We start from the raw sequence: 24,219 nt of genomic DNA on the forward strand, positions 1-24,219 counted from the left end.
GGAGATAGACTTTGCATCTAATCTAGTAGCAGAAGCTACCCTGTGGGAATGCGACTTCTTGTCGCACCATATTTTTCGTTATTGGAAGACAACTATTTTTATAAATACAAAAGGCAGAAAAGTATATAGATTCTACAAAATATTTTGATTGTGATACATTTACAGAATCTCTTATTTTATAATTAATGTCTTATTATTTTTTGGAGGGAATTCGATGAAAAAGTTTGTTTTGATATTTGGGCCACAAGCAGTTGGGAAAATGACAGTTGGACAAGAACTAGCAAAGATGACTGATTTAAAATTATTTCATAACCATATGACAATTGATTTATTGGAGCCATTGTATGGATTCTCTTCGGAAATGTGGCGATTAACCCATCTTTTCCGAAAGGAAATATTTCAATCATTTTCAAAGAGTCAACATTATGGAATGATTTTTACATACGTATGGGCGTTTAATGAAAAGAAAGATTGGGATGATGTTGAAAGTATATGTAATATTTTTCGTTCCCAAGGGGTTGATATTTATTTTGTTGAATTAGAAGCTGATGTAGAAGAAAGACTTCAACGAAATAAAACACCTCATCGACTTGAACATAAGCCAACGAAAAGAAAGATTGAACAATCTGAACAAAATTTATTAAGCACATTTGAAAATTTTAGATTAAATTCAAGAGAAGGAGAAATTACAGAGAAAAATTATATAAGGATCAATAATACGAATTTAAATGCTACAGAAGTAGCTGAAATTATAAAGAAAGAATTTCAACTATAGTTTTTTTTAACAAATTGAACAGTTCGGATTTTATGAATATCGTATACATTTCTAATTAACATAACGTCTCATTATCGGTTGCAACAAAAAGGAGGATTCCTTACTCTCAGAAGGAATCCCTTTTTTATTTTCTATCACTCGATTCATCTTTTTATACATTCCTATCCTGTGATGGGTTTTATGGTTCTCGTTTGTTACTGGATTAGCCAAAAAACGTTATAAAATTTTGTATACTCTTTACTTGTTTTTTCAAAAAAGCTGGCGGTATCCCCTCTTTAAGTTTATTAAAATACTTTCCACAATTTTTTCCGAAGCTATTACTTAAAATCACCTTTTATTACGATGCCCCCTCCCGCCTTCTCTCCAAAAAGGTAATACTCTCAATCACAACTTCAGTTCTATATATTCTCTTGCCTTGTTCATCATCGTAATTACTAGTCTGAATACGCCCTGTAATCCCAATGAGTGATCCCTTCTTACAATATTCAGTTACATTCTCAGCCGATTTGCGCCAAACAACACAATTAATAAAATCGACTTGTTGTTCACCTAAACTATTTCGAAATCCTCTATTCACCGCAACACATATTCGTGCATAAGCGACGCCTTGTTTTGTGTAGTATAATTCTGGCTCCTTTGTCAATCTACCGATTAATACAACTCGATTCATCATAAGTTATACCACCTCACATGTTTTTCTTCATTGTAAGGAGAAATGTTTGAATGGTAAAAAGTACAAAATGATATATCCGTAAGTAAAAAGTATTATTTTAGACCTTACAAAACAAAAAAAGAAACCATACATAGTTCAAACATGTATAGTTTCAAAATTTATTACACTTCAGTACAAGATATGTAATATCCTCCGCGAGCCATCTTTATTTCAGCACGGTACATTACATTTTCTAAGTAGAAAGTAATCGGTTTAACTTTACTCTCAAATTTTAGTCTTTCATTGCATTCAGCCGCATATCTCTCTATTGCTGAAGTAATGACTTTTGATGATGGATACGTTAAAGCATCATCTAGTTCTATGAAAAAACTTTTAGAAAATAGCTTTTTCATAATCCCTTTCTTCTCTTTCATCATATTCCATCCCCCCTTAACTCAAGTTACCAATATCCATATTATACCATGAAATCAATTTATCTTTAAAAATAAAAAAATCCTGCATTTCTCATGCAGGATTTTTTTATTAGTCATTTTTCGTAAAGTAAGAAACGAAACGAAGAATTTCTAAGTATAACCATACTAATGTAAGCATTAGTCCCATCGCAGTGTACCACTCCATATATTTCGGAGCTTGACTACGTACACCATTTTCAATTAAATCGAAATCTAGTAATAAGTTTAATGCAGCAACTACAATAACAACTGCACTAATAATAATACCGATTGTACCACCTTGGTGAATGTATGGAACAGTTACGCCAAACATATTTAGTAGGAATACGACTAAATACATAACCATAATTCCAAGTGTTGCTGCCATCACGCCTGTACGGAATTTATCCGTTACTTTTACTACGCGTGTTGCATATAACACTAACATTGCAAATAGAATTGAGATTGTTAGTAATACAGCATTTAAAACGATAGAATCGCCAAATTTCATTGTATAAACTGCTGAAATACTTCCTAACACAACCCCTTCTACCGCTGCATAGATTGGTGCACCAAAAGGTGAAATGCGCGGGAAGAACATAGACGCAAATGCGATGATTGCCGCAACGATTAAAGCACCAATTAATACTGGCATCTTCATCGTCCCCTGCATCATCTGTATGTATGAATAGACAGACGTTGCAAGTAGCAAGATAAGCATAATAAACGTTTTGCCTACTGTTCCGCCAATCGTCATCGCAGAAGCACTTGCTCCCTCTTTACGGAATGCCTCTTTTTTCAACATTGGATTAGATGTTCTCATTTTTTCCCTCCTAAAATAGGTTCTACCAATAGTGTAAAGTTTTTCTCTTTACTTTTCAATATATGCAGCTTGTTTTTATTTTAATCCTTCAACGATGTCTGATAGTTCACTCCATCTTTCCATCTTTTTTTCTAGCTCTTCTTCTGTTTTCTGCTGTGCTTCAGATAATTCTTGTGCCTTTGTGAAGTCAGATCCAACTTTCGCAAGTTCTTCTCCAATTGACTCAATTTTTTCTTCAAGTTCGGCAATTGTATCTTCAATTGTTTCCCATTCACGCTGCTCATTGTATGAAAGTTTACGTTTACGTTGTTGTTTTGGAGCTTCTTCTACTACTTTTTTCTCTTTTTGAACTTCCGCTTTCTCCATAAGTTCTCTCGTTTTTTCCATTTCTAAATAATCTGTATAACTACCTAGGAATTCACGCACTTCGCCTCCGCCAGTAAAGATGAACAGTTCATCTACTACTTTATCTAAGAAGTAACGGTCATGCGATACAGTTAAAACGACACCTGGGAAATCTTCTAAATAATCTTCTAGTACTGTTAATGTTTGTGTATCTAGATCATTCGTAGGTTCATCAAGTAAAAGTACGTTTGGTTCTCCCATTAAAATACGTAATAAATATAAACGTCTTCTTTCACCACCAGATAGTTTACCAAGCGGTGTACCATGTGAATGCGTCGGGAATAAGAAACGTTCTAACATTTGAGATGCACCAATTACTTTTCCATCTGTCGTATGAATAACTTCTGCAATCTCTTTAATGTATTCAATCATACGCTGATTTAAATTCATCTCTTCATTTTCTTGCGTATAATAAGCAACTTTTACAGTTTGCCCAACTTCAATTTCACCACTATCAGGAGATAACTTACCTGCAAGCATATTTAATAGCGAAGATTTCCCGCTTCCATTCGCTCCAATAATTCCGATGCGATCGCCTGGTTTCACGATATGATTAAAGTTGTTTAATACCGTTTTATCACCAAATTTTTTCGTTACATCTTTTAACTCAAGTACTTTTTTCCCAAGACGGCTACCGCTAAGTGCAATATCAACTGACTGTTTTGCAGCTGGTCCTTCTAGTTCCTTTAGCTCATCAAAACGCTGAATACGCGCCTTTTGTTTCGTAGAACGGGCTTTTGCACCACGACGAATCCAAGCAAGTTCACGACGATATAAATTTTGGCGTTTCGATTCTTGTGCCAATTCTTGCTCTTCACGAAGTGCTTTCGCTTCTAAAAATGTACTATAGTTTCCTTCGTAGCTATATAATTTACCATTATCTAATTCAAAAATACGGTTCGTCACACGATCTAAGAAATAACGATCATGGGTTACAAGTAATACCGCACCTGTATATCTTGCTAAATATTCTTCTAACCATTCAACTGTCTCATGGTCAAGATGGTTTGTAGGCTCGTCTAAAATTAATAAATCAGGTGTTTCAATAAAACATTGTGCCATTGCGATACGTTTTTTCTGTCCACCAGATAAATTCCCAACAATTGCAGTGAAATCTGTAATTCCTAATTTCGTTAAAAGAGATTTCGCACTTGCATTTGCTTCCCATGCACTCATTGCATCCATACGTTGCTGCACTGCAAATAATTGTTCCTGTACTTTTTCATTACTTGGATCTTTTTCAATATTTAATAGTGCTTTTTCATAATCACGAAGAAGACGAATTAAAGGTGTATCACCATGGAACACTTGCTCTAATACTGTTAGTTTTTCATCAAACTCTGGTTGCTGTGATAAATAACTAATTGTATACCCACGTGAATGCGTCATATCACCTGTATCAGGAGTTTCTAATCCTGCAATAATTTTTAATAATGTCGATTTACCAGTTCCGTTTACACCGATAATTCCGACACGTTGTCCTTCTGTAATACTACATGATAATCCATCAAATAACGGCTTTTCCCCATATGATTTTGATAAGTTCTCCACAGTTAACATTTTCATATTTGTGCATTCCACTCTTTCATAAATTGTTCAATAAACTGTTCCATATAACGATGACGAATTTCAGCCTCTTGTTTTGCTGCATTCGTATTCATTAAATCTTTTAATTTCAAAAGTTTTTCATAAAAATGATTTAAAGATGGATCATTATTTTTTCTATATTCTTCTTTCGTCATTTCTTCACGCGGCGGAATAGTTGGGTCATACATTAATCTCCCTTTCGCCCCACCATATGCAAATGTACGAGCAATTCCTATTGCACCAAGAGCATCTAAACGATCCGCATCTTGAACAATTTTCCCTTCAAGTGACTCTACTGTGCCGCCATGGCCACCTTTATAAGACATATTGGCGATGATATGAAGAATATGTTTACTTTCCTCTTCTTCAACCCGTAGCTCTTCTAACCAATCAGAAACTTTTTTCATTCCTGCTTCTTCACTTTCATTTAGCTTTTCATCTGCCACATCGTGAAGTAATGCTGCCATTTCAATTATAAAACGATTTCCACCTTCTTGCTCAGATAAAGAAATCGCCATTTTATGTACACGTTCAATATGATACCAATCATGCCCACTCGCATCTTTTTCTAAAATATGTTTTACAAAAGTAATTGTTTTTTGAATTTTTTCTTGTTTTGTCATTTTATCTTCACCCAGTTACTTATTGTAACACGCCCGCATTTTTTCATCACATATTTTCTTGTCCGCCCATACACTAGGTGGTAGGCATCATCATGAAGGAGGAATAAACATGTTCTATAATAATCAACCGCCTTATCCAAGGCAACCATTGTATCCTCAACAACAAGAACAGAGATACACAGAACAATACGAAGAACAAGAGTTACAACAGCAAGAACCACAATATGACGAAAACCCATATGCAACAACGCAAAACCAAGAAACTGAATTTCAACAAAATCCATATGACACACGTCCAAATTATGAATATCCTCAAAATCCATATGCAGCACCACAAAATCAAGAACAGCGATATCCTCAAAATCCATATGTAATACCACAAAACCAAGAACAACAATATCAACAAAATCCATATGCAGCACCACAAAACCAAGAACAACAATATCAACAAAATCCATATGCAGCACCACAAAACCCATACACAACTCAACCACAACAACCGCAATACCAACAACAAATGTATCAACCAAACTACGACGCACGTGTCTCACCACCTAAACCACCAACAATAGATCCAACTCAACCACAAATCTTACCACCTGGACCAACACTAGACATTACACAACCACAAATCTTACCACCTGGACCAATTACTGAACCAACACAACAACAAATTCAACAAGTTGTCGGTACACAGTTTTTACCTTTCAAGAAACCCGTACTAGATTTCGTAAAACCATGGGTAGATTACGGTTTAAATGAAGCAAAACATACATCACATGAACACGCATTAACAGAAGTTGCTGCGATTATGTTTTTAGTTGGTAAAGGCTTCAATCCGACGATCGCACATTATATCGTTGAATCTTGGGAGAAGAATGAACAGTTTTAGAATTGTTTATTTGATAAAATATAAAAAACACAAAAGTGCCAAACCCCTTATACCACAAGGGTTTTGGCACTTTTTAATATCTAAAACAAATTTTATTGAAATAATTATTTTTATAGATTTTCATACTTTTTTATATAGTACGTGAACATATACAGTACAAAATTACACCTTTGTATACACATTTTTAGAAACATCTTACGTTTATCAAACAATAACCAAAAGACGTACCTGCAACCTCATCATATAAATAATAGATATTAAAAAGAGGACACTATAAGCGCCCTCTTCCTTAGGTTTTAAATATGTTCTCCATGATCCATAAACACTTCAATTGCTTCGTTTTGTGGTATGTCTTTTACATTAGTAAGACCAAAAGTAAAAACAGCGGATAACATCATCATTAATAAGATTGCTTTTTTCATTTTAGCGCCCTTCTTTCTATGCTCTTTTTGTCTGCATCTAAAGCGATGTGCAAATACTTGCTTGCTTTTCTGTGATTTTCTGAACCATAGAATCTTTCACCTAAAAGAGAAGCATATTCTTTTACCCAATCATATAATTCTTCTTTTTCAAAATACGAAATACCTTCTATAACCACATTTTCTAATTCTTCTTGCGGTACATAGTTATGTACTGCTTTTAAAATTCGGAAATGATGACGATAACATAAGTCGCTAATCTTATAGCCATTCTCAATATATTCATTAGCGATATGACTATAACCTAACTTAAAATGTTCTCTTGCTAAAAGAAACATAGTTTTAGCGTTATTTTCTAATGAATCCTCTAAGTGTTTAATTGCTAACTCTGGCATGTTTTGACTTGCGTATAAAAGTCCTAAATTATGCTTAACTCGTTTAATAAGAAGTTCATCATTAGATTTTTGGAAGGTACCTAGTGCTGAAAGTAAATATTCCTCTGCACTTTCGAATTCATTTAGTCGAATGTGTGCCATTCCTAAAGTATTTAAGCATGCTGCAGTTTTTAATTCATACCCTGGACTAATTGAAAATACTTCATTCGCCTTTGTAGCAAATTGAACTGCTAGGATCGGTTTTAATACGTGATAGTAATGGACTGCAAGCCAATAATTAAATTCAGCTTTTTCAATTTCATCATGCATGTACTCTAAAAACGTTTCAGCTTTTTCAAATTGCATTCTTGCTTCACTATGGTTTGCTTTATTAATAGCGTAAATTGCTTTAAATAAATGATGATAGTACTCTAAAAATGTTTCTGTAGACTCTGGTAAAGGCTCGATTTTGTCCAGAATATCTTTTGTACTATCCATATCCCGAATTAGCAGTTTATACCGTGCATTCAATAAAGCGTAGTAGACTAATATTGTTTGGTCTTCCTTAATATTATTGATTTTATTTGCAATATCTTCTTTTATTTTCTGAGACTGTAATACACGTTGTGAAATCATAGCTTGATACCATTCGTTTAATAATTTTGTGATTTCTTCTTTAGAAATAATGTCAACACTCATCTACTTCTACCCCCTTTTGTTAAATGTTATCATGACATGCTTGTTTGCATAAATAAGTTTTTGAATATTCTAACTTGAAAAAATTATTTTTGAATATTCATGTTAACAAAATGGTCCCTTTTCAAACCTTAAAAAAGAACACATGTTTGTTTTTAGTGGCGTTAAAAAAACAAAAGTGAGGTATTACATCATGGGATATAACAGCTTTCCTGTAGTACGTGGAAGAGGTATGGTGAAATGGAATCCGTTTGCTTCAATACCGGAGCAATACGAGGAAATACATAGAATGTTTGAGGAACAATATAAAGTACCTAAACCTTTTTTAACACAAGATACTATGGAACGAATAGAAAGAGCGTTAATGCAATCTTTTCACGAGGAAGAAGAAATACATATCTCATACTATCGTGATGGAATGGTGCAAGACATGTACATAAATGTATTACATATTGAACCGATGACGAAAACTATATATTGTACAGATGCCTTTGGTTTGAATACTAAGTTTAAGTTTAATGAATTGGTGAATATAAATTAAAAGAAGCCGCCCGACAGGACTGAAGTGCACCCCAATTGTTAGACACAGTCTAACAATTGGGGTGCACTTCACATATATAGGTGGCTTTTGTACGACAAAAAAAAAAGAGCTCTGCTATACAGCAGAGCAAAAGAAAAATATATAACCCTATAAAAATAATACAAATTATTGATACTTTCAAAAGACGAAATTTAAATTTCCATCACAATAATAGCTATGTTTAAGTATGAAACATTCTACCTTCACTATAGCTATGAATATTCTTATTTTAGAATTCCATAGTATCCAAATAGCTCTTTGAGAGATACCTCAATACCGAACTTCTTCAAAGAATCTTTTCTTTGTTCAAAGAGAAGTTCTAAAACTTTTTTCTTATCTTTGTCTCTTCCATAATGAATCAACCTATGACAGTTCGGACATATACTAACTATATTTCCAACAACATCTAAACTATTTTCAAAATCATGTTGCATTCTTAACGGTATTAGATGATGGGCCTCCATATAATTTTTTCGGCTGGCTTCCGATACAAATGTTTCATGTGTGTCATCTATTTCACATTTAAATTCTGCCTGTTTAATAGCTTGTTTAGCTTTTTTCGGATCACGAGGCCATACTTCCCTACCAGATTCCATTTTAGTTTTTTTTTCGATTTTCCGGTTTCTCTTCTTCTGCAATCTTTACTTTACTAAAATCCGAATCAATATTAGCCTGATACATATCTTCCTCTTGCTCATCCTCAGAAAGAATAAAGCTCTCATTCAACGCTTTAATAATATTATCAATAGATTTATATTTTGCTAATTTTGTTGAATCAATATATGAATATATAAATTTAAAAGATTAAAATAAAAATAAGTACACATGTTTTATTAGGAGGTATATGTATGTCCAACAGCACTTCATGGCTAGATGAAATTATAGCAATATTAACCGAACTAGATGGAGCAGGAACACTGAATCAAATTAAAACAAAGGTTATGGAGCGTAATAAAATTGACTTGAATAGATACCAACACGAACAGTCTATAGCTGCAAGAATTAGAAAGACCATTTATCAGGTAAACTATCATAAAAACGTTCAATGGCCGCTACTAAAACTAAATCTTCTAAATGAGCAGTTTTAAGGTTGTTTATTTTTAAAAACATCAAAAATGCCAAATCCCTTATATCACAAAGGATTTGGCATTTTTAAGTATCTAGAACACGCGCTAAATTTAAGGAGAAATTAACAGACATGAGTCCGGTATAATGCCGTGTCCACACCCAAGGATCGGTTACATAAAATAGCGTATCTAACCTGGGAAGTCTATTGGCCTTTTTCCCTTATAGTAACGCTCTCTTCTACTAAGACCTTTTCTTTCTAGGGCCTACAATTAATTTAATCGCTGTTCTTTCTTCATTATTGATAGAAATCTCTTGAAACGCTGGAACAAAAGCTAAGTCAATACCACTTGGAGCGACGAACCCTCTTGCAATCGCAATTGCTTTAATCGCTTGATTTATAGCTCCAGCCCCAATCGCTTGAATTTCCACATTACCACTTGTTCTTAGTACTCCTGCTATTGCACCTGCGACTGAATTTGGGCTTGATTTTGAAGATACCTTTAATATATTTTCCATGTAAGTTGCTCCCTCTATTATTTAATCTCTCTTTCGTTACAATTTTAAATATTTTAGCGTATCTTTAATTACTATTCACACCAAAAACAAACGATGCTTCATATGTATATTATTCTATATTTTCTGACTTTCCCCTGCTCAGCTACGCAAATAAAAAATAAACTTAATAACCTAATATAAATATATCTAAATATTATAATTTCACCAAATGATAACATCCATACAGCTAAAGGTAATATTTCTGTTTTGTCAGACTAAATAAATATAGTAAAGTGAAATTTTAATGAGTGGGGGTTTAATTCATCCCCCACCTAACTTCTTTGCTTTCGCTGAATTTTGAGATGGGAGTCTTACTGCTCGGAAAATAGCGGGATAAACGTTTCCTCGTTACTTCAATCTATTTAGAAATTCCATTTATTTTTCTATCAAATTATAAACCTTATCATCTTCAAAAGGTGTTACAGGTAATACCCAAATACTACACTTCATTATTTGACCACTTTATATTCCAAATCTATTTCCTTTTATAGTACAAGCATACACGCCAATTGTGATTCATCTTCATAAACTACTATGTGGTTTAAATTTATTAAGAATAGGAGGTAATATTTTGGGTTCATACTATCATTCTTCAAACTCGTATAAAAAATGCTCATGCAAATCTTCTTCCAGTTCAAATAAAAAATGTTCATGTGACCATTCACATAAACGAAGCTGTCCTGCATACGGAACTTTTTGGCAAACTGAATTTATAACTGTTCCTTTTGGAGATCCTTTTCCATTTAATCACGTTGGACCTTTAGCAGGAGGTGTTTCCTTACTAAATCCTACTACTATACACTTTAGACAAGCTGGTGATTATAGAGTTTCGTTCATTTCCAGTATTAATACTACTTTAAATCCTGTATTTCCACATATCCCAGTCATAACTATATTTTTAAATAACAATCCACTTGCTAATAGTCAAGGTGACTTCGCTATTCAAATGAATACTTCATCAAATAACGAATGCCTTCAACTCGTTGGCGAAACGATTGTTACAGTGCCTGCTAATTCAACTCTTCAACTTAGAAATAATAGTGGTTTTAATCGTCAAAGTATTGTAACTTGTGACAATGGTATAAATTCAGTTGAATTAACAGTTACAAAACTAAGTTAAAATTATTTCTTCACATTCAGATGCTATTTCAGCATCTTTTTTTATTGAATAACAGTTTTTTCAACTTTTATTATCTCTCCCCACATAAAAAAGTGTAGAATTCTTTCTAACACAAGATTTCTGCACTTTTTTATTATACTTATTTATTCTTCCTTATTTCTCTACATAAACCGACTTAACAATCGTACGATTATATGGTTTTCCTTCTTTATTCATCCCTTTTATATCCATCGTAACGTTATATACTCCCGGTTGTTTTATATCTTTCAAAGCACCTGTAAATGTATTCGTATTAACATTTTGTAATTCATTAAATTCAGAGACTAACTTACCTTCTTTATTAACGACTCTTACTGTTATGGAAAGATCCCCTTTCATTTCAGGTGCTACAGGTGATTTTTTCAGTTTATACTCAGGTTTATTTATTTTAACTTTTGTAGGCATTCGAAGAACAAATGGTGCGTCATCCTTGTAATCGCTTACAACTAAATATGCATCTTTCGACTGCTTCGCCATCATTTTGATTTTCCATTCGCCTACTTCTAATTTATCAAACTTAAACGTTCTAATTGTCGCCCCATTAAAAAAAGATTCGCCTTCACCAGTAGTTATAGCGCTATCTTTATTTGCATAGATTTTTCCTTTTGGAGATACCATTTGTACTTCTACATCAGAAGAAGCAGTTAGTACAGAAACTATTCCTTCAGCCTTTTTATCAACAGAAATACTTTGCTCTATCCACTGATTTTGTGGTAATTCGCCTCCTAAAATATTTTGATTTGAAGTTGTATTTAATTGTTCTAGATTTTCATTTGAACTAGTGCTGGATGCTACTAAAGCTGGTAATCCCACATTTGTCGTACGTAAATATGGTTCAATTCGTGCAAAAACAGCTGATCCTTTTCTTATATTGTCATGATCAAATCTGGAATCTGTAAATAAATGTGTACCGTACGATAGCTTCGCACTCCATTCATTTACTAGTCCATCATTTGAACCGTAAGATGATAAATATAACCCGCCCATAGATAATGCAGAAAATGTTGGCCCCCAGCTAGTTCCAGTAGCCGTATAGTAACGGTTTAATTTGGCTGCTGGGTTGTTATCTATTATTGAACGAAACTTTGCCATTTCACCTATTTGTAACGAATACGTACCATCATCTTTTTGACCTAATATAGAAGCAAGCCACCCTGCCCACCAACTATATGACAAATCTGCTAAATTTGAGCCGTGATGCGGTGTAGCAAGTGTAATAACATTTCCAACAAATCGATTCGCACCATATTCAACTAATGCGGCTTGTGTATCAATACCACCTTTACTATGCGCTACAATATTAACTTTTTTACCGAAATGATTATATATTTCTTCAAGTTTTTGTGCTAACAATTTTCCGTTATCCCACTGACTAGCCGAACCTTTCCCTGCAGCATCATACAATTGTATAAACACTGTTTGATAGCCTGCTTTTAAAGCATAATCATACATATCATTTATATCATGATATACTGTCTTTCCATACCAACTATCAGCATTACCATTTCTTCCTTGTACAAAGAGAATTGGCGGTTTATTCTCATCATAATTAGCAGGTTTTTGGCCTAAAAACCATTCTCCAGGTGTGAATACTTCTGTATCAGGAAACCCCTTTCCAAGCTCTTTTACAACTTCTGCCTGTACATTTGTGCTAATCGTTGGAGCCATGATAAAAAATACAATTAGTAAGGCCACACATCTTCTCATCAGTCGCATATTACTCCCCCCTATTTTTTTGAAAGAAGGTGTTCTTTATAATATTTTATATTTTCCCTTCCTTAATAATAGCTAATCTTTTATTTTAAAAAGATGTTAGCCCTATTTTTAGAAGGTTACTAGTTGTATACCCTCTTCCTTAACTCTCGTTATTCTCTTTGTTTCTACCTCTTCCTTTTGATAGAATACGACAAAAAAGTTTCTCAATAATTGTTAACTTCGCTACACCCAGATATTTTTTAAATCATTATTGTTTATATAAAGCATACAAATCTTGAAAAAATTTTAGTAAAAAAACATTTTATTACTAGTTAGTTATTTAAAATATAATAAAGATATGTACTTTCTTTTCATTAAATACAAACTAATTTTAAAGGAGCTTGTATTATAAGACTTTCCTACGATTAAAAATTAAACTGAAATTTCCGAATAGAAAATCATATTTCCAGAAACATATATTATGATAATTTCCGCACACTTGAATTAACTTTTTAGAAGTACTAACCTATCGGTGAGCAGAAGAAAATTCTGTAAAAAGAAAGGAGAATACTTTATGATGACCAAATTACAAAAGGAGTTTTTTAAACGCTTAGAAATTCCTGCAAAAGAAATAACATTTGATGATTTAGATGAAATTCTCTTAAAAATGGGAATGATTCTCCCCTATGAAAATCTTGATATTATGGCTGGTACTATTAAGAATATCTCAAAAGATAACTTAATAGAAAAGTTACTTATTCAAAAACGAGGTGGACTTTGTTATGAATTAAACTCCCTATTGTATTATTTTTTAATTGATTGTGGGTTTCAAGTATACAAAGTAGCCGGTACTGTTTATGACCTTTACGATAATAAATGGAAACCCGATGATGGTCATGTCATTATCATATTAAGTCATGAGGATAAAGCTTATGTTGTGGATGCAGGTTTTGCATCTCATCTCCCTTTACATCCAGTCCCTTTTAACGGAGAAGTCATCTCCTCTCAAACAGGAGAATATCGAATTCGTAAGCGAAATACTCGAAAAGGTACGCATATTTTAGAAATGAGAAAAGGAGCTAACGGGGAATCTACAAGTTTCTTACAATCTGAACCTTCAAACGAATGGAAAATAGGCTATGCTTTCACTGTAGATCCAATAGATGAGAAAAAAGTGAATAAGATTCAAAAAGTGATTGTAGAGCATAAAGAATCTCCTTTTAATAAAGGAGCTATCACTTGTAAATTAACTACTTATGGTCACATATCATTAACAAATAAAAATTATACAGAAACCTTTAAAGGCACCAAAAATAAACGACCAATAGAATCTAAAGATTATGCTCGCATTCTTCGTGACTCTTTTGGAATAACGCAAGAGAAATATGTAGGAAAAACACTAGAAAGAGGCTAGTTAACTACAAGTATTTCATAATAAAGCAGATTCTATATTTAGAATCTGCTTTATTTTATATTTTGTTATAAATTAATTTAATTTTGTTGTTACCCTTTAATTTTCAATTATATACTCATCATCATATTTATCGTATTGTAGCCCTTTCCCTATCTTTGACTCCGTAACTTGATCTCTTAAAAACGGTGCAGCATCCATTTTACTAGTTGCAATTTCAATTCCATATTTTTTCGTTAAATGAGCTAACTCTATTAAAAACCACTCTCTTCGCAATGTAACTGGAATATCCAATGTTTTTCTTTTCATATATAATAGCACCTCTTTTATTTTCATAGCTTAAAAATATCACTGGATGCACTTATTAAAACTACCTTTCACCGCTAACATCCAATGAAACATTATAGTATATGCATGTCCATTTCAAACGTGCTATCACAAATATGATATTTAAGTTTACATAATTATATTATGTAATAGTAGAAGAGGAAGGCATGTCCCTTCCTCTTCTACTATAGATTTAAATTAAGAACATCTTGGTACACCTAAAGCTAAAAATAAACCTGCTACTCCCGCAGTAATCGGTACTTTTAACGTAATAACATCATCTACCTTCGTTACTAAAAAGTAAGCATTACCTTCTTGTAATATACAAGTTACCAACAATTGAAATTCCATTCAAATCTCCTCCTTTCAATCGATATACTATAATTTATGAAATCTCTTTCAAAAAGTAATAGGAAATATATCCATTTTTCCTTATATATAAAATAAATGTTTATGAGTCTATTAAAAATATTAATTTTCTAAATTTATACAAAACGTGTAATATCCAATAAATTCCTATATAATCAATAAGAAGAATCTTACAAATGGAGGTATGAAAATGTCGATTTTAAGTAATATTGGTGCAGCTTTATTTTTTATTGCTTTTATTCTTTTAATCTTATGTATCATTTCATTCTTTAAGAAAAATGGAAAAGCAAAACAATATGGACGTCCTACCGTTATTCTTTTTATGATTTCTATTATATTAATAACGGCCGGTACAACAAAATCGGAACACCCCGTCGTCGAGTTTTTTTCTACTTTAAGTTTCATTCTATTTATATTCTTCCTTGTTCTAGCAATCTTATCTGTTATTAAGAAAACAGGTGTAGCGAAAAAACAATTTATTATTACAGCTGTATTATTTGTCATTTTTGTTGCGTTATTAGGTATTTCAGCTCCTTCTTCTGAAAAAACGACAGCAACTAGTACAAAAGTTGCCTCTAATAATGAAGAGCCAAAAGATAGCGAACAGAAAAAAGAGCTAGAAAAGAAAGAGGCGGACGAAAAAACTCAAAAGCAAGAAGATGAGAAGCGTCTAGCCGAAGAACAAGCTCGTAAGCAAGAGGATGAAAAACGTCAGGCTGATGAACAAGCTCGTAAGCAAGAGGATGAAAAACGTCAGGCTGATGAACAAGCTCGCAAACAACAAGAAGAACAAAAACGTCAGGCTGATGAACAAGCTCGTAAACAACAAGAAGAACAAAAAGCACAGCAAGCTCAAACACAACCAGCTAATGGTAATACTGATAGTGCATACTACAAAAATTGTGCTGCAGTTAGAGCAGCTGGGAAAGCTCCTTTACATAAAGGGCAACCAGGTTATAGCTCTCATCTTGATCGTGATGGCGATGGAATTGCATGTGAAAAATAGTAATAAAAAAGAAGCTTTTACTAAGCTTCTTTTTTATTAACGTAAAATATTACCACTTATTACTTTCCCCCTTATTTTAATAACATTCTTCTTATTATTCTCAAAAACGACACAGAATAAGTGATTTCAATCACTACATAGATTTTAATTTATCGCTATTCTTAATTCAGATATTACATTAAAATTTTATGGAGGCATTCATATGGAACATACATTTACTGAAACTTCAATTGTTGGTGAGATTGTTACACAATTTCCGAAAGCTAGTGATCTTTTTAAATCATATAGAATAGATTTTTGTTGTGGCGGTAATAAGCCACTTATTGATGCAATTCATGAAAGAAATTTATCAGCTACTGAAGTGCTTACAGAGTTAAATACGCTTTATCATAATACGAAACGATTAAATGAATCGGAAATTGATTGGAAAAATGCTTCTTATCGTGAATTGATTGATTATGTCATAAATAAGCATCACCGCTATTTAAATGAAGAATTACCACAGTTAAGTCCATATGTGACAAAAGTATTACGTGTTCATGGGGCAAGTCAGCCTCATTTTGCTCAAATTCATAAGCTATTTCATGAACTTAGAATGGAATTAGAACAGCATTTAATTAAAGAAGAAATGGAAGATTTTCCATTAATTTTAGAATTTGAACAAAATCCAACTAATGAAAACTATGCTAAGTTACGTAAAGTAGTAAATGAACTAGAAAATGAGCACAATCATGCTGGAAATATTATAAAAGAACTTCGTAAAGTGACAAATGACTTTACTCCTCCAGAAGGTGCTTGCGGTACTTATCGACTTGTTTACCAACGCCTCGAAGCGCTAGAGTCTGATTTATTTGAGCATATTCATTTAGAAAATAATATTTTATTTCCGCGTGCCATTACGAAAGCATAAATCAAGTGCAGGACATGAGTGTAAATACTTATGGCCTGCTTTTTCGTTTCGCGAAAAATATTCACATCCCCTTCACATAAAACCGAATTTTAACAATTTGTGAATCATTATAAAGATGTGATAAATATCACATCTCCCCCTTATTTGATTTTCTATAATAAAAATATAATCCTTTGTTCAATATTTCACATAAAAAGGGGAAACGAAAATGAAAAAACGTTTAGTTATGATCGGAAATGGTATGGCTGGCATTCGCTGTATGGAAGAAATCTTAAAACATGATAGTGATTCATATGAGATTACTATTTTTGGAGATGAACCGCATCCAAACTACAACCGCATTATGCTCTCTCATGTTTTACAAGGCAAAACAAATATACAAGATATCATTATGAATGAATACAGTTGGTATGAAGAAAACGAAATAACTTTGTATACGAATGAAAGAGTTCAACGTATTAACCGAGAAGAAAAAATTATTATTACAGAAAAGAAGCGTACTCTTACATACGACAAGCTCATTATCGCAACAGGTTCTAGTGCTTTTATTTTACCTGTTGAAGGTTCCGCACTTTCTGGTGTAACAGGATTTCGAACTATTGAAGATACACAATTTATGATAGATACCGCTAAAGAAAAGAAAAAGGCCGTTGTCATTGGTGGCGGGTTACTCGGTTTAGAAGCCGCAAGAGGTCTAATTGATTTAAGAATGGACGTACATGTTGTTCATTTAATGCCTAGCTTAATGGAGCAACAACTAGATACGAAAGCAGCTGCTCTTCTGCGTGAAGATTTAGAAGCACAAGGCATGAAGTTTTTAATGGAAAAGAAAACTGTAAAAATTCTTGGTACAGACCATGTTGAGGGCATTCAATTTGAAGACGGTGAAGTTGTAGATTGTGATTTAATCGTAATGGCTGTCGGAATACGGCCAAATACGCAAATAGCAAAAGATGCTGGTCTAATTGTAAATCGCGGTATTGTAGTCAATGACTATATGCTAACAAATGATGAGTCCATTTATGCAGTTGGAGAATGTGCAGAGCATGACGGTATCGCATATGGACTTGTTGCTCCTCTTTATGAACAAGGTGCGATATTAGCAAAACATATAACAAATTTACAAACTGATGGATATTCGGGCAGTATCGTCGGTACACAATTAAAAGTTGCTGGTTGTGATTTATTCTCTGCTGGCCAAATTTATGAAGATGATCAAACGAAAGCAATATCCATCTTTAATGAATGTAAACGTTCCTATAAAAAAGTATTAATTCGTGATAATAAAGTCGTCGGTATCGTTTTATACGGTGATACAGCTGACGGTACCCGCCTCTTTAGCATGTTAAAGAAAGAAGAAGATATACAAGAATATACACCAGCTTCCATTCTTCACAAAGCTGGTGAAGAATGTGAACTTGACGTTGCTACTATGAGTGCGGATGACACAATTTGCGGATGTAATGGTGTTACGAAAGGCACAATCGTTCACGCCATTTTAGAACAGGAGTTAAAGACTTTTGAAGAAGTTAAAGCCTGTACGAAAGCCGCAGGGTCTTGTGGTAAATGTCGTCCGCTTGTAGAACAAGTTTTATCTCATACACTTGGAGATGCTTTTGATGCTTCTGCACAGTCTACCGGTATGTGCGGATGTACACCTTTATCACGTGATGAAGTCGTAGCGGCCATTCATGAGAAAGGTTTAAAATCTCCAAAAGAAGTACGAAACGTTCTTGGTTTTGTACATGAAGATGGATGTTCGAAATGTCGTCCTGCTTTAAACTACTATTTACGTATGGCGATTCCAGAAGAATATGAAGATGATAAATCATCCCGTTTCGTGAATGAAAGAATGAATGGTAACATCCAGCACGATGGTACCTTCTCTGTTATTCCACGTATGTACGGAGGCGTTACAACAGCAGATGATTTAATGAAAATTGCTGAAGTTGCGAAAAAGTACGATGTTCCACTTGTGAAAATTACAGGTGCGAGCCGAATTGGCTTATACGGTGTTAAGAAACAAGATTTACCTAACGTATGGGCTGAATTAAATATGGCTTCTGGATATGCGTATTCAAAATCTCTTCGTAATGTAAAATCATGTGTTGGCTCTCGTTTCTGCCGTTTCGGTACGAAAGATTCATTAGGACTTGGTATGTTGCTTGAACAATCATTAGAAATGGTAGATACACCTCATAAAATGAAGATGGGTGTAACGGGCTGTCCACGTAACTGTGCGGAAGTACTGACGAAAGATTTTGGCGTTGTTTGTGTCGAAAATGGATACCAACTTTATATTGGCGGAAATGGTGGTACGGAAGTACGCGAAGCTGATTTTGTAATGATTGTCCCTACTGAAGATGATGTCCTTCGCATCGCTACAGCTTACATGCAATATTATCGTGAAACTGGTATTTATGGAGAGCGTACTGCCTACTGGACAGAACGATTAGGCTTCGATCACATAAAGGAAATACTGCAAGATGCAAATATGGTCACTAAGTTAAATGAACGTTTCCAAAAAGCTCGTGGCACATATAAAGAAGCATGGGGACAAGCACTAGAAACGAAATCATTAAAAGCGATGTATGAAGTAGAAACTGTGAAATAAGGAGCTGTGATCTATATGATACAAACGAAAGAAAAAATAAAAGTTATGCGTGCAGAAGACCTTCCTATTCAAATCGGTAAAGAGGTGCAAATGAAAGGTATGTCTTTCGCCCTATTCCGCCTTTCAAATGGCGATATTCGAGCTGTAGAAAATCGTTGTCCTCATAAAAAAGGGCCATTAGCGGAAGGTATTGTATCTGGAGAATTCGTCTTTTGTCCCCTACATGATTGGAAAATTTCACTACTAACAGGTGAAGTTCAAAAACCTGATGACGGTTGTATTCAAACGTATGAAGTAGAAGTTATTGACGGGGATATTTATATATACATGTAATTTAAAAAAGGAAGCCTCCCCTGGCTTCCTTTTAAATAAAAATAGACGAGGTGCGAATATGAACGGATATGTATATTTAGTTGGTGCAGGACCAGGTGATGAAGGGCTTATTACAAAAAAAGCGATAGAGTGCTTAAATCGTGCAGATATCGTCTTATATGACCGCTTATTAAACCCTTCCTTTCTTAATTATACAAAAGAAACATGTGAACTTATTTATTGCGGAAAAATGCCAAAGAATCATACTATGCGTCAAGAAATGATTAACTCACACCTCCTTCAATTTGCGAAAGAAGGAAAAATCATAGTCCGCTTAAAAGGCGGAGATCCATCTATTTTTGGCCGTGTTGGTGAAGAAGCAGAAACTTTAGCATCAGCAAATATTCCATATGAAATTGTACCAGGTATTACATCTAGCATCGCCGCTAGTATCTATGCAGGTATTCCCCTCACCCACCGTGACTACAGTAATAGTGTCACTTTATTAACCGGACATGCAAAAGGTCCTTTAACCGATCATGGAAAATATAATTCATCTTACAATAGCGACACGATTGCCTACTACATGGGTATAAAAAACTTACCTACAATTTGTGAAAACTTACTACAAGCAGGAAAAAAAGAAGATACGCCAGTAGCAGTCATTGAATGGGGTACAACTGGTAAACAGCGCGTTGTCACAGGGACACTGTCTACCATTGTTTCTATTGTCAAAAACGAAAATATTTCTAATCCTTCTATGACAATTGTTGGTGATGTCGTTTCCTTACGGGATCAAATCTCTTGGAAAGAACGCAAGCCATTGCACGGCAAGAAAGTTTTATTTGCATCTGCAACAAATAAAAAAAGCGCAATAAAGCAAATGTTACAAGAGTCCGGTGCAGAAATATATCAAATTCCAACTTTCAAAAAGAAAGAATACACATTAACCTCTGAACAAATCAATATGATTTTTACCGTTGATCGTCTTGTATTTTGTTCCGCTGACAGTGTAGACATCTTAATGCAATCATGCAGTAAATATCATAAAGATATTCGTTCCTTACAGGCAGAACTTCAGTATATGAATCTTTCTATTCAAGAAAAGCTCATGCAATATGGATTGTTAAGTAAACCTGCGCAATTTTCTTCGAATTCAACGATTTATTTAGGACGAAACATTAACCGAATTGCTGTTATTCAAGAAAAAATTGGTGCCGGTTCTTATATGATGACTCATGCGTATACTATTGACGATCGCTTCGATGAAGTTCATTCTCGTATGCTTTCTGAATTCTCATGGGGAAGCATTGTGTTTGAAGGGCGTGCCTCAATTGATACATTTTTATCAGAAATAAAACGACTTGGCTTTATCGATATCCTTACTCTCCCTTTCTCGTATACCGACGTTCCAACTTTACACTATGCGAATAAAGTTGGATTTCATCATGTAGATGAGCAATTACAAAACATGATTATGAAGAAAGATTTGGTGCTGCGATGAAAGGAATTATATATGTTGGGCATGGGAGCCGGCTACAAGAAGGTAATGAACAATTCATTCATTTTGTTCAATCTGTTATAAAAGAACGTAACGAAAGAATTCAAAAAATTGCTTTCCTAGAACTAACGACACCTACCATTTCGGATGCAGTTACAGAAACATTACTAGAGGGCGCAACTGAAATAATGATTGTACCTGTTTTATTATTTGCAGCAGCTCACTATAAACGTGATATTCCTTTTGAAATAGAACAACTACAAAAGAAATATCCACAAATAACATTTTCAGTTGTACCTCCTTTTAGTACACATCCACATATGGTGGAACTTGTAGTGAAAAGAATACGTGAAGCTATGCCAATGCAAAATAGTAGTATTTTACTCGTAGGACGAGGCAGTAGTGATACACAACCGATACATGAGTTACAACAAATCGGAGCAGCCATCGAACGAAAACTTGGTATGCCAGTATCCTGTTCCTTTTTAACGAAAGGAACTCCCTCTTTTGCTGTTGAGCTCAAGGATATAACATCGACTGCGTCCCATGTATATGTCATGCCATACCTTCTCTTTACCGGATTATTACTTCAAAAAATTGAATTGCATACAAAAAAATACAATCATGTTACGACTTGTAATTGTCTTCAGTTTGATACATATATGAAACTAACATTGTTAGAACGAATGGAGGAATGCATATATGTATAACATGTACCCTCTTATGTTTAATCTACAAAATAAAGTGGTTGTTATCATTGGTGGAGGTAAAATTGCATATCGAAAAGCGTCTGGATTAAAAGATACAGGCGCTTTCGTCACTGTTGTCAGTCCAGAAATTTGCGAGGAAATGAAGGAACTTTCTTATATTACTTGGAAGCAAAAAGCTTTTAGTAATGATGATATTAAAGATGCTCACCTTATTTATGCAGCTACAAATCAACACGCTGTAAATATGATGGTCAAACAGGCCGCTCATGATTTCCAGTGGGTTAACGTTGTAAGTGATGGTACAGAATCATCTTTTCACACACCTGGCGTTATAAGAAATAATGAATATGTTGTCACTATTTCAACTTCTGGTAAAGATCCATCATTTACGAAGCGTTTGAAGCAAGAACTAACATCTATATTGCCTAAACTTATAAAAAAGATTTCTCGTACACATAAATTGTAATCTATTTCTTAGTTAAAATAGTAATTACCTTTGGACAAACGTTTTTTAGGGGACGTTTGTTCTTTTTGTTGTAGTTCCGTTCTTTTATTTCACAAGCAATCTATGAAGAAAATAAATGGTGTTTGCAACTTGTAAACAAATAAATTTCATGACAAGTGTAACATTACGAGCAACTCTTTCTATTCAGTTTTTATATTGGATATTCATTCAACCAAATTAGCGCTTGTTCATAATCATCAAAAAACTCCACGGATTCTTTTGTATTGGATTGTTGCAAATACTTCAGTATCTCTCCTTCTTCAAGAAGAAATGCAATTGCCTTACTATGATTCAAAATGGTTTCATTGAAGAACTTATCTTTCCATACTTTTTGAACAGAAAAATGATTTGGGGTATACCCTTTTCTATCCACCAACAATTTGTATTTCCGACCCTCAGAAATAAATTGCTGACAAACCTGCTCAAAATCATTAAACCATTCATACACATCCTCTGTATTAATCTGGCCAATTAGATGGGTAACAATCAAATCTCCTGAAACTATTGTGCTGATATTCTGTTTACTCAACTTTTAATCATCTCCCTTAGTGGCAATTATGCATAAAATTCTTACTTGACACTCCCACCCCATCGCTATCACCCTAAGCTCATATAACTTTAATTATAAGCGAGATTGTGTCTTTTTTTCGCAAGTCTATATGTAAATACTTTAAAGATTTCCATACGAAATAAACCCTAATAAGTTTCTTTTTTTGAATTAAGTCACTAGATTTTGAAACATGGTACAATTGTAAACGACACCCAATATATGAAAGACTGCTTTCTTCTCATATCTATAGGACTTCTGTCCATCATTTACCGCCTCAAATCTTTTCGTTTTTGCACGTATATTCAAAACAAAATATATGATAAATAAATAACGACAGTTACTGTAATAATGCTGAAAATTGTTGAAAATAAAACGATTTGTGCATGTAATTCAGGCTCTATTTGATATTCCATAGCAATGGTTGATGTATTTCTTGAAGTAGGAAAAGAACTTGCAATAAATAACGATTGTGCAACAATACCATCGATGTTTAGTATGTATATTACAGCAAGTGCTAATAATGGTCCCATCAGTAACCTTCCAATTAAAGCCCATGTTATGACTCGATGGAAAAAATTAAGTTTAATGTTGGATAATTGCGCCCCTAGCAATATGAGTGCTATTGCAACAAAACCATTCGCAAGCTGATTAAGAGGTAGCAAGATAGAATTAGGTATTTGAATTTTAAAAGATTGAAAGAGAACCCCTAATACGAGCGCATGAAATACAGGCAGTCTTAGAAATGATTGAATAATACCTCCGATTGTTTTTGTTGCTGATAGTAAGTTATATATCCCATATGAATAAGTTAAAAGATTCTGGAAAATCACAATAAAAATCTGAATGGAAACCCCCACTGGATTGTGACTGAAAATCAATTGACTTACTGGTAACCCATAATTACCGGAATTCATTAACGAAATGCTATTTTTTAGAGCTGCACTTTCTCCTTTTTCTAACTTTAATGTTTTTGAAATGAAATGACTTACTATGATCAGACTCAGACTATAAAGCATTAAATAGTATATTATTTGGAGCAACAAACCTGTCTCTATACTAATATCATATATATTCACAAATACAGCCGCTGGCATTAAGCAATAAGTAATAAGTGTAGAAAGCTGCTTTAAGTTAAATTGGAACTTTCTTTGTAAGATTGCACCAATCAGCATTAATATTAATATTGGTAATATTACGTCTAGTATAATAAAAACAAACATTTAAAACCTCATTCTAAATATATTTTAGT

At 33.7% G+C, this 24,219-nt stretch carries 27 protein-coding genes; 13 read left to right on the plus strand and 14 right to left on the minus strand.

Annotated elements, in window-relative coordinates; all coding sequences use genetic code 11:
- The first annotated feature begins 214 nt into the window (after positions 1–214).
- Positions 215–775, plus strand: a complete 561-nt coding sequence (locus QO049_RS20140) for an AAA family ATPase (RefSeq protein ID WP_246962617.1) — start codon at positions 215–217, stop codon at positions 773–775.
- A 337-nt stretch (positions 776–1,112) separates the two neighbouring features.
- Here the strand turns inward: QO049_RS20140 and QO049_RS20145 are convergent, their stop codons facing one another.
- The 5 genes from QO049_RS20145 to QO049_RS20165 form a co-directional block, all read right to left on the minus strand.
- Positions 1,113–1,448: a single-stranded DNA-binding protein gene (locus QO049_RS20145; protein ID WP_061655194.1), complete on the minus strand. Its 336-nt coding sequence runs from the start codon at positions 1,446–1,448 to the stop codon at positions 1,113–1,115.
- 161 nt (positions 1,449–1,609) lie between these two features.
- Entirely contained in the window at positions 1,610–1,864 is a 255-nt protein-coding gene (locus QO049_RS20150; RefSeq protein WP_000975130.1) for a DUF4318 domain-containing protein, read from the minus strand.
- 106 nt (positions 1,865–1,970) lie between these two features.
- Positions 1,971–2,702: a Bax inhibitor-1/YccA family protein gene (locus tag QO049_RS20155; RefSeq protein WP_001260655.1), complete on the minus strand. Its 732-nt coding sequence runs from the start codon at positions 2,700–2,702 to the stop codon at positions 1,971–1,973.
- A 75-nt stretch (positions 2,703–2,777) separates the two neighbouring features.
- Positions 2,778–4,673: an ABC-F family ATP-binding cassette domain-containing protein gene (locus tag QO049_RS20160; protein ID WP_000783178.1), complete on the minus strand. Its 1,896-nt coding sequence runs from the start codon at positions 4,671–4,673 to the stop codon at positions 2,778–2,780.
- Entirely contained in the window at positions 4,670–5,317 is a 648-nt protein-coding gene (locus QO049_RS20165) for an HD domain-containing protein (protein ID WP_000165966.1), read from the minus strand. The genes QO049_RS20160 and QO049_RS20165 overlap by 4 nt, the downstream gene beginning before the upstream one ends.
- 109 nt (positions 5,318–5,426) lie before the next feature.
- Between QO049_RS20165 and QO049_RS20170 the strand changes: the two genes are divergently transcribed.
- Positions 5,427–6,209, plus strand: a complete 783-nt coding sequence (locus QO049_RS20170; RefSeq protein WP_000499720.1) for a hypothetical protein — start codon at positions 5,427–5,429, stop codon at positions 6,207–6,209.
- 296 nt (positions 6,210–6,505) lie between these two features.
- Here the strand turns inward: QO049_RS20170 and QO049_RS20175 are convergent, their stop codons facing one another.
- Together QO049_RS20175 and QO049_RS20180 are read right to left on the minus strand one after the other, a co-directional pair.
- On the minus strand, positions 6,506–6,631 hold the full coding sequence (locus QO049_RS20175) for a hypothetical protein (protein WP_000709202.1): 126 nt from the start codon (positions 6,629–6,631) through the stop codon (positions 6,506–6,508).
- Positions 6,628–7,701 (minus strand): response regulator aspartate phosphatase, encoded by a 1,074-nt coding sequence (locus QO049_RS20180; protein ID WP_000109862.1) that lies wholly within the window; start codon positions 7,699–7,701, stop codon positions 6,628–6,630. The genes QO049_RS20175 and QO049_RS20180 overlap by 4 nt, the downstream gene beginning before the upstream one ends.
- 190 nt (positions 7,702–7,891) lie before the next feature.
- On the opposite strand from QO049_RS20180, the gene QO049_RS20185 reads away from it, so the two are divergent.
- Positions 7,892–8,239: a YolD-like family protein gene (locus QO049_RS20185; RefSeq protein ID WP_000541074.1), complete on the plus strand. Its 348-nt coding sequence runs from the start codon at positions 7,892–7,894 to the stop codon at positions 8,237–8,239.
- A gap of 263 nt (positions 8,240–8,502) precedes the next feature.
- Here the strand turns inward: QO049_RS20185 and QO049_RS20190 are convergent, their stop codons facing one another.
- Entirely contained in the window at positions 8,503–8,916 is a 414-nt protein-coding gene (locus QO049_RS20190) for an HNH endonuclease (RefSeq protein ID WP_232487518.1), read from the minus strand.
- A 210-nt stretch (positions 8,917–9,126) separates the two neighbouring features.
- On the opposite strand from QO049_RS20190, the gene QO049_RS20195 reads away from it, so the two are divergent.
- Complete coding sequence (locus QO049_RS20195) at positions 9,127–9,366, plus strand: hypothetical protein (RefSeq protein WP_000071988.1); 240 nt, start codon at positions 9,127–9,129, stop codon at positions 9,364–9,366.
- Positions 9,367–9,586: 220 nt separating this feature from the next.
- Here the strand turns inward: QO049_RS20195 and QO049_RS20200 are convergent, their stop codons facing one another.
- On the minus strand, positions 9,587–9,862 hold the full coding sequence (locus QO049_RS20200) for a stage V sporulation protein S (protein ID WP_000427801.1): 276 nt from the start codon (positions 9,860–9,862) through the stop codon (positions 9,587–9,589).
- 610 nt (positions 9,863–10,472) lie between these two features.
- Here QO049_RS20200 and QO049_RS20205 point away from each other — a divergent pair.
- Positions 10,473–11,021 (plus strand): hypothetical protein, encoded by a 549-nt coding sequence (locus QO049_RS20205; RefSeq protein WP_000536153.1) that lies wholly within the window; start codon positions 10,473–10,475, stop codon positions 11,019–11,021.
- A 153-nt stretch (positions 11,022–11,174) separates the two neighbouring features.
- Here QO049_RS20205 and QO049_RS20210 read toward each other — a convergent pair whose 3' ends face one another.
- Positions 11,175–12,776 (minus strand): esterase/lipase family protein, encoded by a 1,602-nt coding sequence (locus tag QO049_RS20210; protein ID WP_097861828.1) that lies wholly within the window; start codon positions 12,774–12,776, stop codon positions 11,175–11,177.
- A gap of 553 nt (positions 12,777–13,329) precedes the next feature.
- Here QO049_RS20210 and QO049_RS20215 point away from each other — a divergent pair.
- Positions 13,330–14,169, plus strand: coding sequence for an arylamine N-acetyltransferase family protein (locus QO049_RS20215; RefSeq protein ID WP_246962615.1), 840 nt, complete (start codon positions 13,330–13,332; stop codon positions 14,167–14,169).
- 96 nt (positions 14,170–14,265) lie between these two features.
- Here the strand turns inward: QO049_RS20215 and QO049_RS20220 are convergent, their stop codons facing one another.
- Both QO049_RS20220 and exsG read right to left on the minus strand, forming a co-directional pair.
- The gene (locus QO049_RS20220; RefSeq protein ID WP_000824207.1) at positions 14,266–14,475 is read right to left on the minus strand and encodes a hypothetical protein; all 210 of its coding nucleotides are present in this window, start codon (positions 14,473–14,475) and stop codon (positions 14,266–14,268) included.
- Positions 14,476–14,691: 216 nt separating this feature from the next.
- Positions 14,692–14,844 carry an exosporium protein ExsG gene (gene exsG / locus QO049_RS20225; RefSeq protein WP_000395679.1) on the minus strand — a complete coding sequence of 51 codons (153 nt, stop codon included), beginning with the start codon at positions 14,842–14,844 and terminating at the stop codon, positions 14,692–14,694.
- Positions 14,845–15,052: 208 nt separating this feature from the next.
- On the opposite strand from exsG, the gene QO049_RS20230 reads away from it, so the two are divergent.
- The 7 genes from QO049_RS20230 (at position 15,053) to QO049_RS20260 (ending at position 22,381) form a co-directional block, all read left to right on the plus strand.
- Complete coding sequence (locus QO049_RS20230) at positions 15,053–15,868, plus strand: excalibur calcium-binding domain-containing protein (protein ID WP_221826464.1); 816 nt, start codon at positions 15,053–15,055, stop codon at positions 15,866–15,868.
- 202 nt (positions 15,869–16,070) lie between these two features.
- Positions 16,071–16,778, plus strand: coding sequence for an iron-sulfur cluster repair di-iron protein (gene ric / locus QO049_RS20235; RefSeq protein WP_061654572.1), 708 nt, complete (start codon positions 16,071–16,073; stop codon positions 16,776–16,778).
- A gap of 208 nt (positions 16,779–16,986) precedes the next feature.
- On the plus strand, positions 16,987–19,392 hold the full coding sequence (gene nirB / locus QO049_RS20240; RefSeq protein ID WP_246962613.1) for an NADPH-nitrite reductase large subunit: 2,406 nt from the start codon (positions 16,987–16,989) through the stop codon (positions 19,390–19,392).
- Positions 19,393–19,407: 15 nt separating this feature from the next.
- On the plus strand, positions 19,408–19,725 hold the full coding sequence (gene nirD / locus QO049_RS20245; protein ID WP_000616682.1) for a nitrite reductase small subunit NirD: 318 nt from the start codon (positions 19,408–19,410) through the stop codon (positions 19,723–19,725).
- A gap of 58 nt (positions 19,726–19,783) precedes the next feature.
- Complete coding sequence (locus QO049_RS20250) at positions 19,784–21,208, plus strand: uroporphyrin-III C-methyltransferase (protein ID WP_098283103.1); 1,425 nt, start codon at positions 19,784–19,786, stop codon at positions 21,206–21,208.
- Positions 21,205–21,915, plus strand: coding sequence for a sirohydrochlorin chelatase (locus QO049_RS20255; protein ID WP_000676191.1), 711 nt, complete (start codon positions 21,205–21,207; stop codon positions 21,913–21,915). Before QO049_RS20250 ends, QO049_RS20255 begins: the two co-directional genes overlap by 4 nt.
- Complete coding sequence (locus QO049_RS20260; RefSeq protein WP_000282595.1) at positions 21,908–22,381, plus strand: precorrin-2 dehydrogenase; 474 nt, start codon at positions 21,908–21,910, stop codon at positions 22,379–22,381. Before QO049_RS20255 ends, QO049_RS20260 begins: the two co-directional genes overlap by 8 nt.
- A 190-nt stretch (positions 22,382–22,571) precedes the next feature.
- On the opposite strand, the gene QO049_RS20265 is transcribed toward QO049_RS20260, so the two are convergent.
- The gene (locus QO049_RS20265; RefSeq protein ID WP_000043362.1) at positions 22,572–22,949 is read right to left on the minus strand and encodes an STAS/SEC14 domain-containing protein; all 378 of its coding nucleotides are present in this window, start codon (positions 22,947–22,949) and stop codon (positions 22,572–22,574) included.
- A gap of 323 nt (positions 22,950–23,272) precedes the next feature.
- On the minus strand, positions 23,273–24,190 hold the full coding sequence (locus QO049_RS20270) for an AEC family transporter (protein WP_000497508.1): 918 nt from the start codon (positions 24,188–24,190) through the stop codon (positions 23,273–23,275).
- Between the last annotated feature and the right edge of the window lie 29 nt (positions 24,191–24,219).

This window comes from Bacillus sp. RB3 (assembly GCF_030164735.1).
GTDB classification, from domain to species: domain Bacteria; phylum Bacillota; class Bacilli; order Bacillales; family Bacillaceae_G; genus Bacillus_A; species Bacillus_A cereus.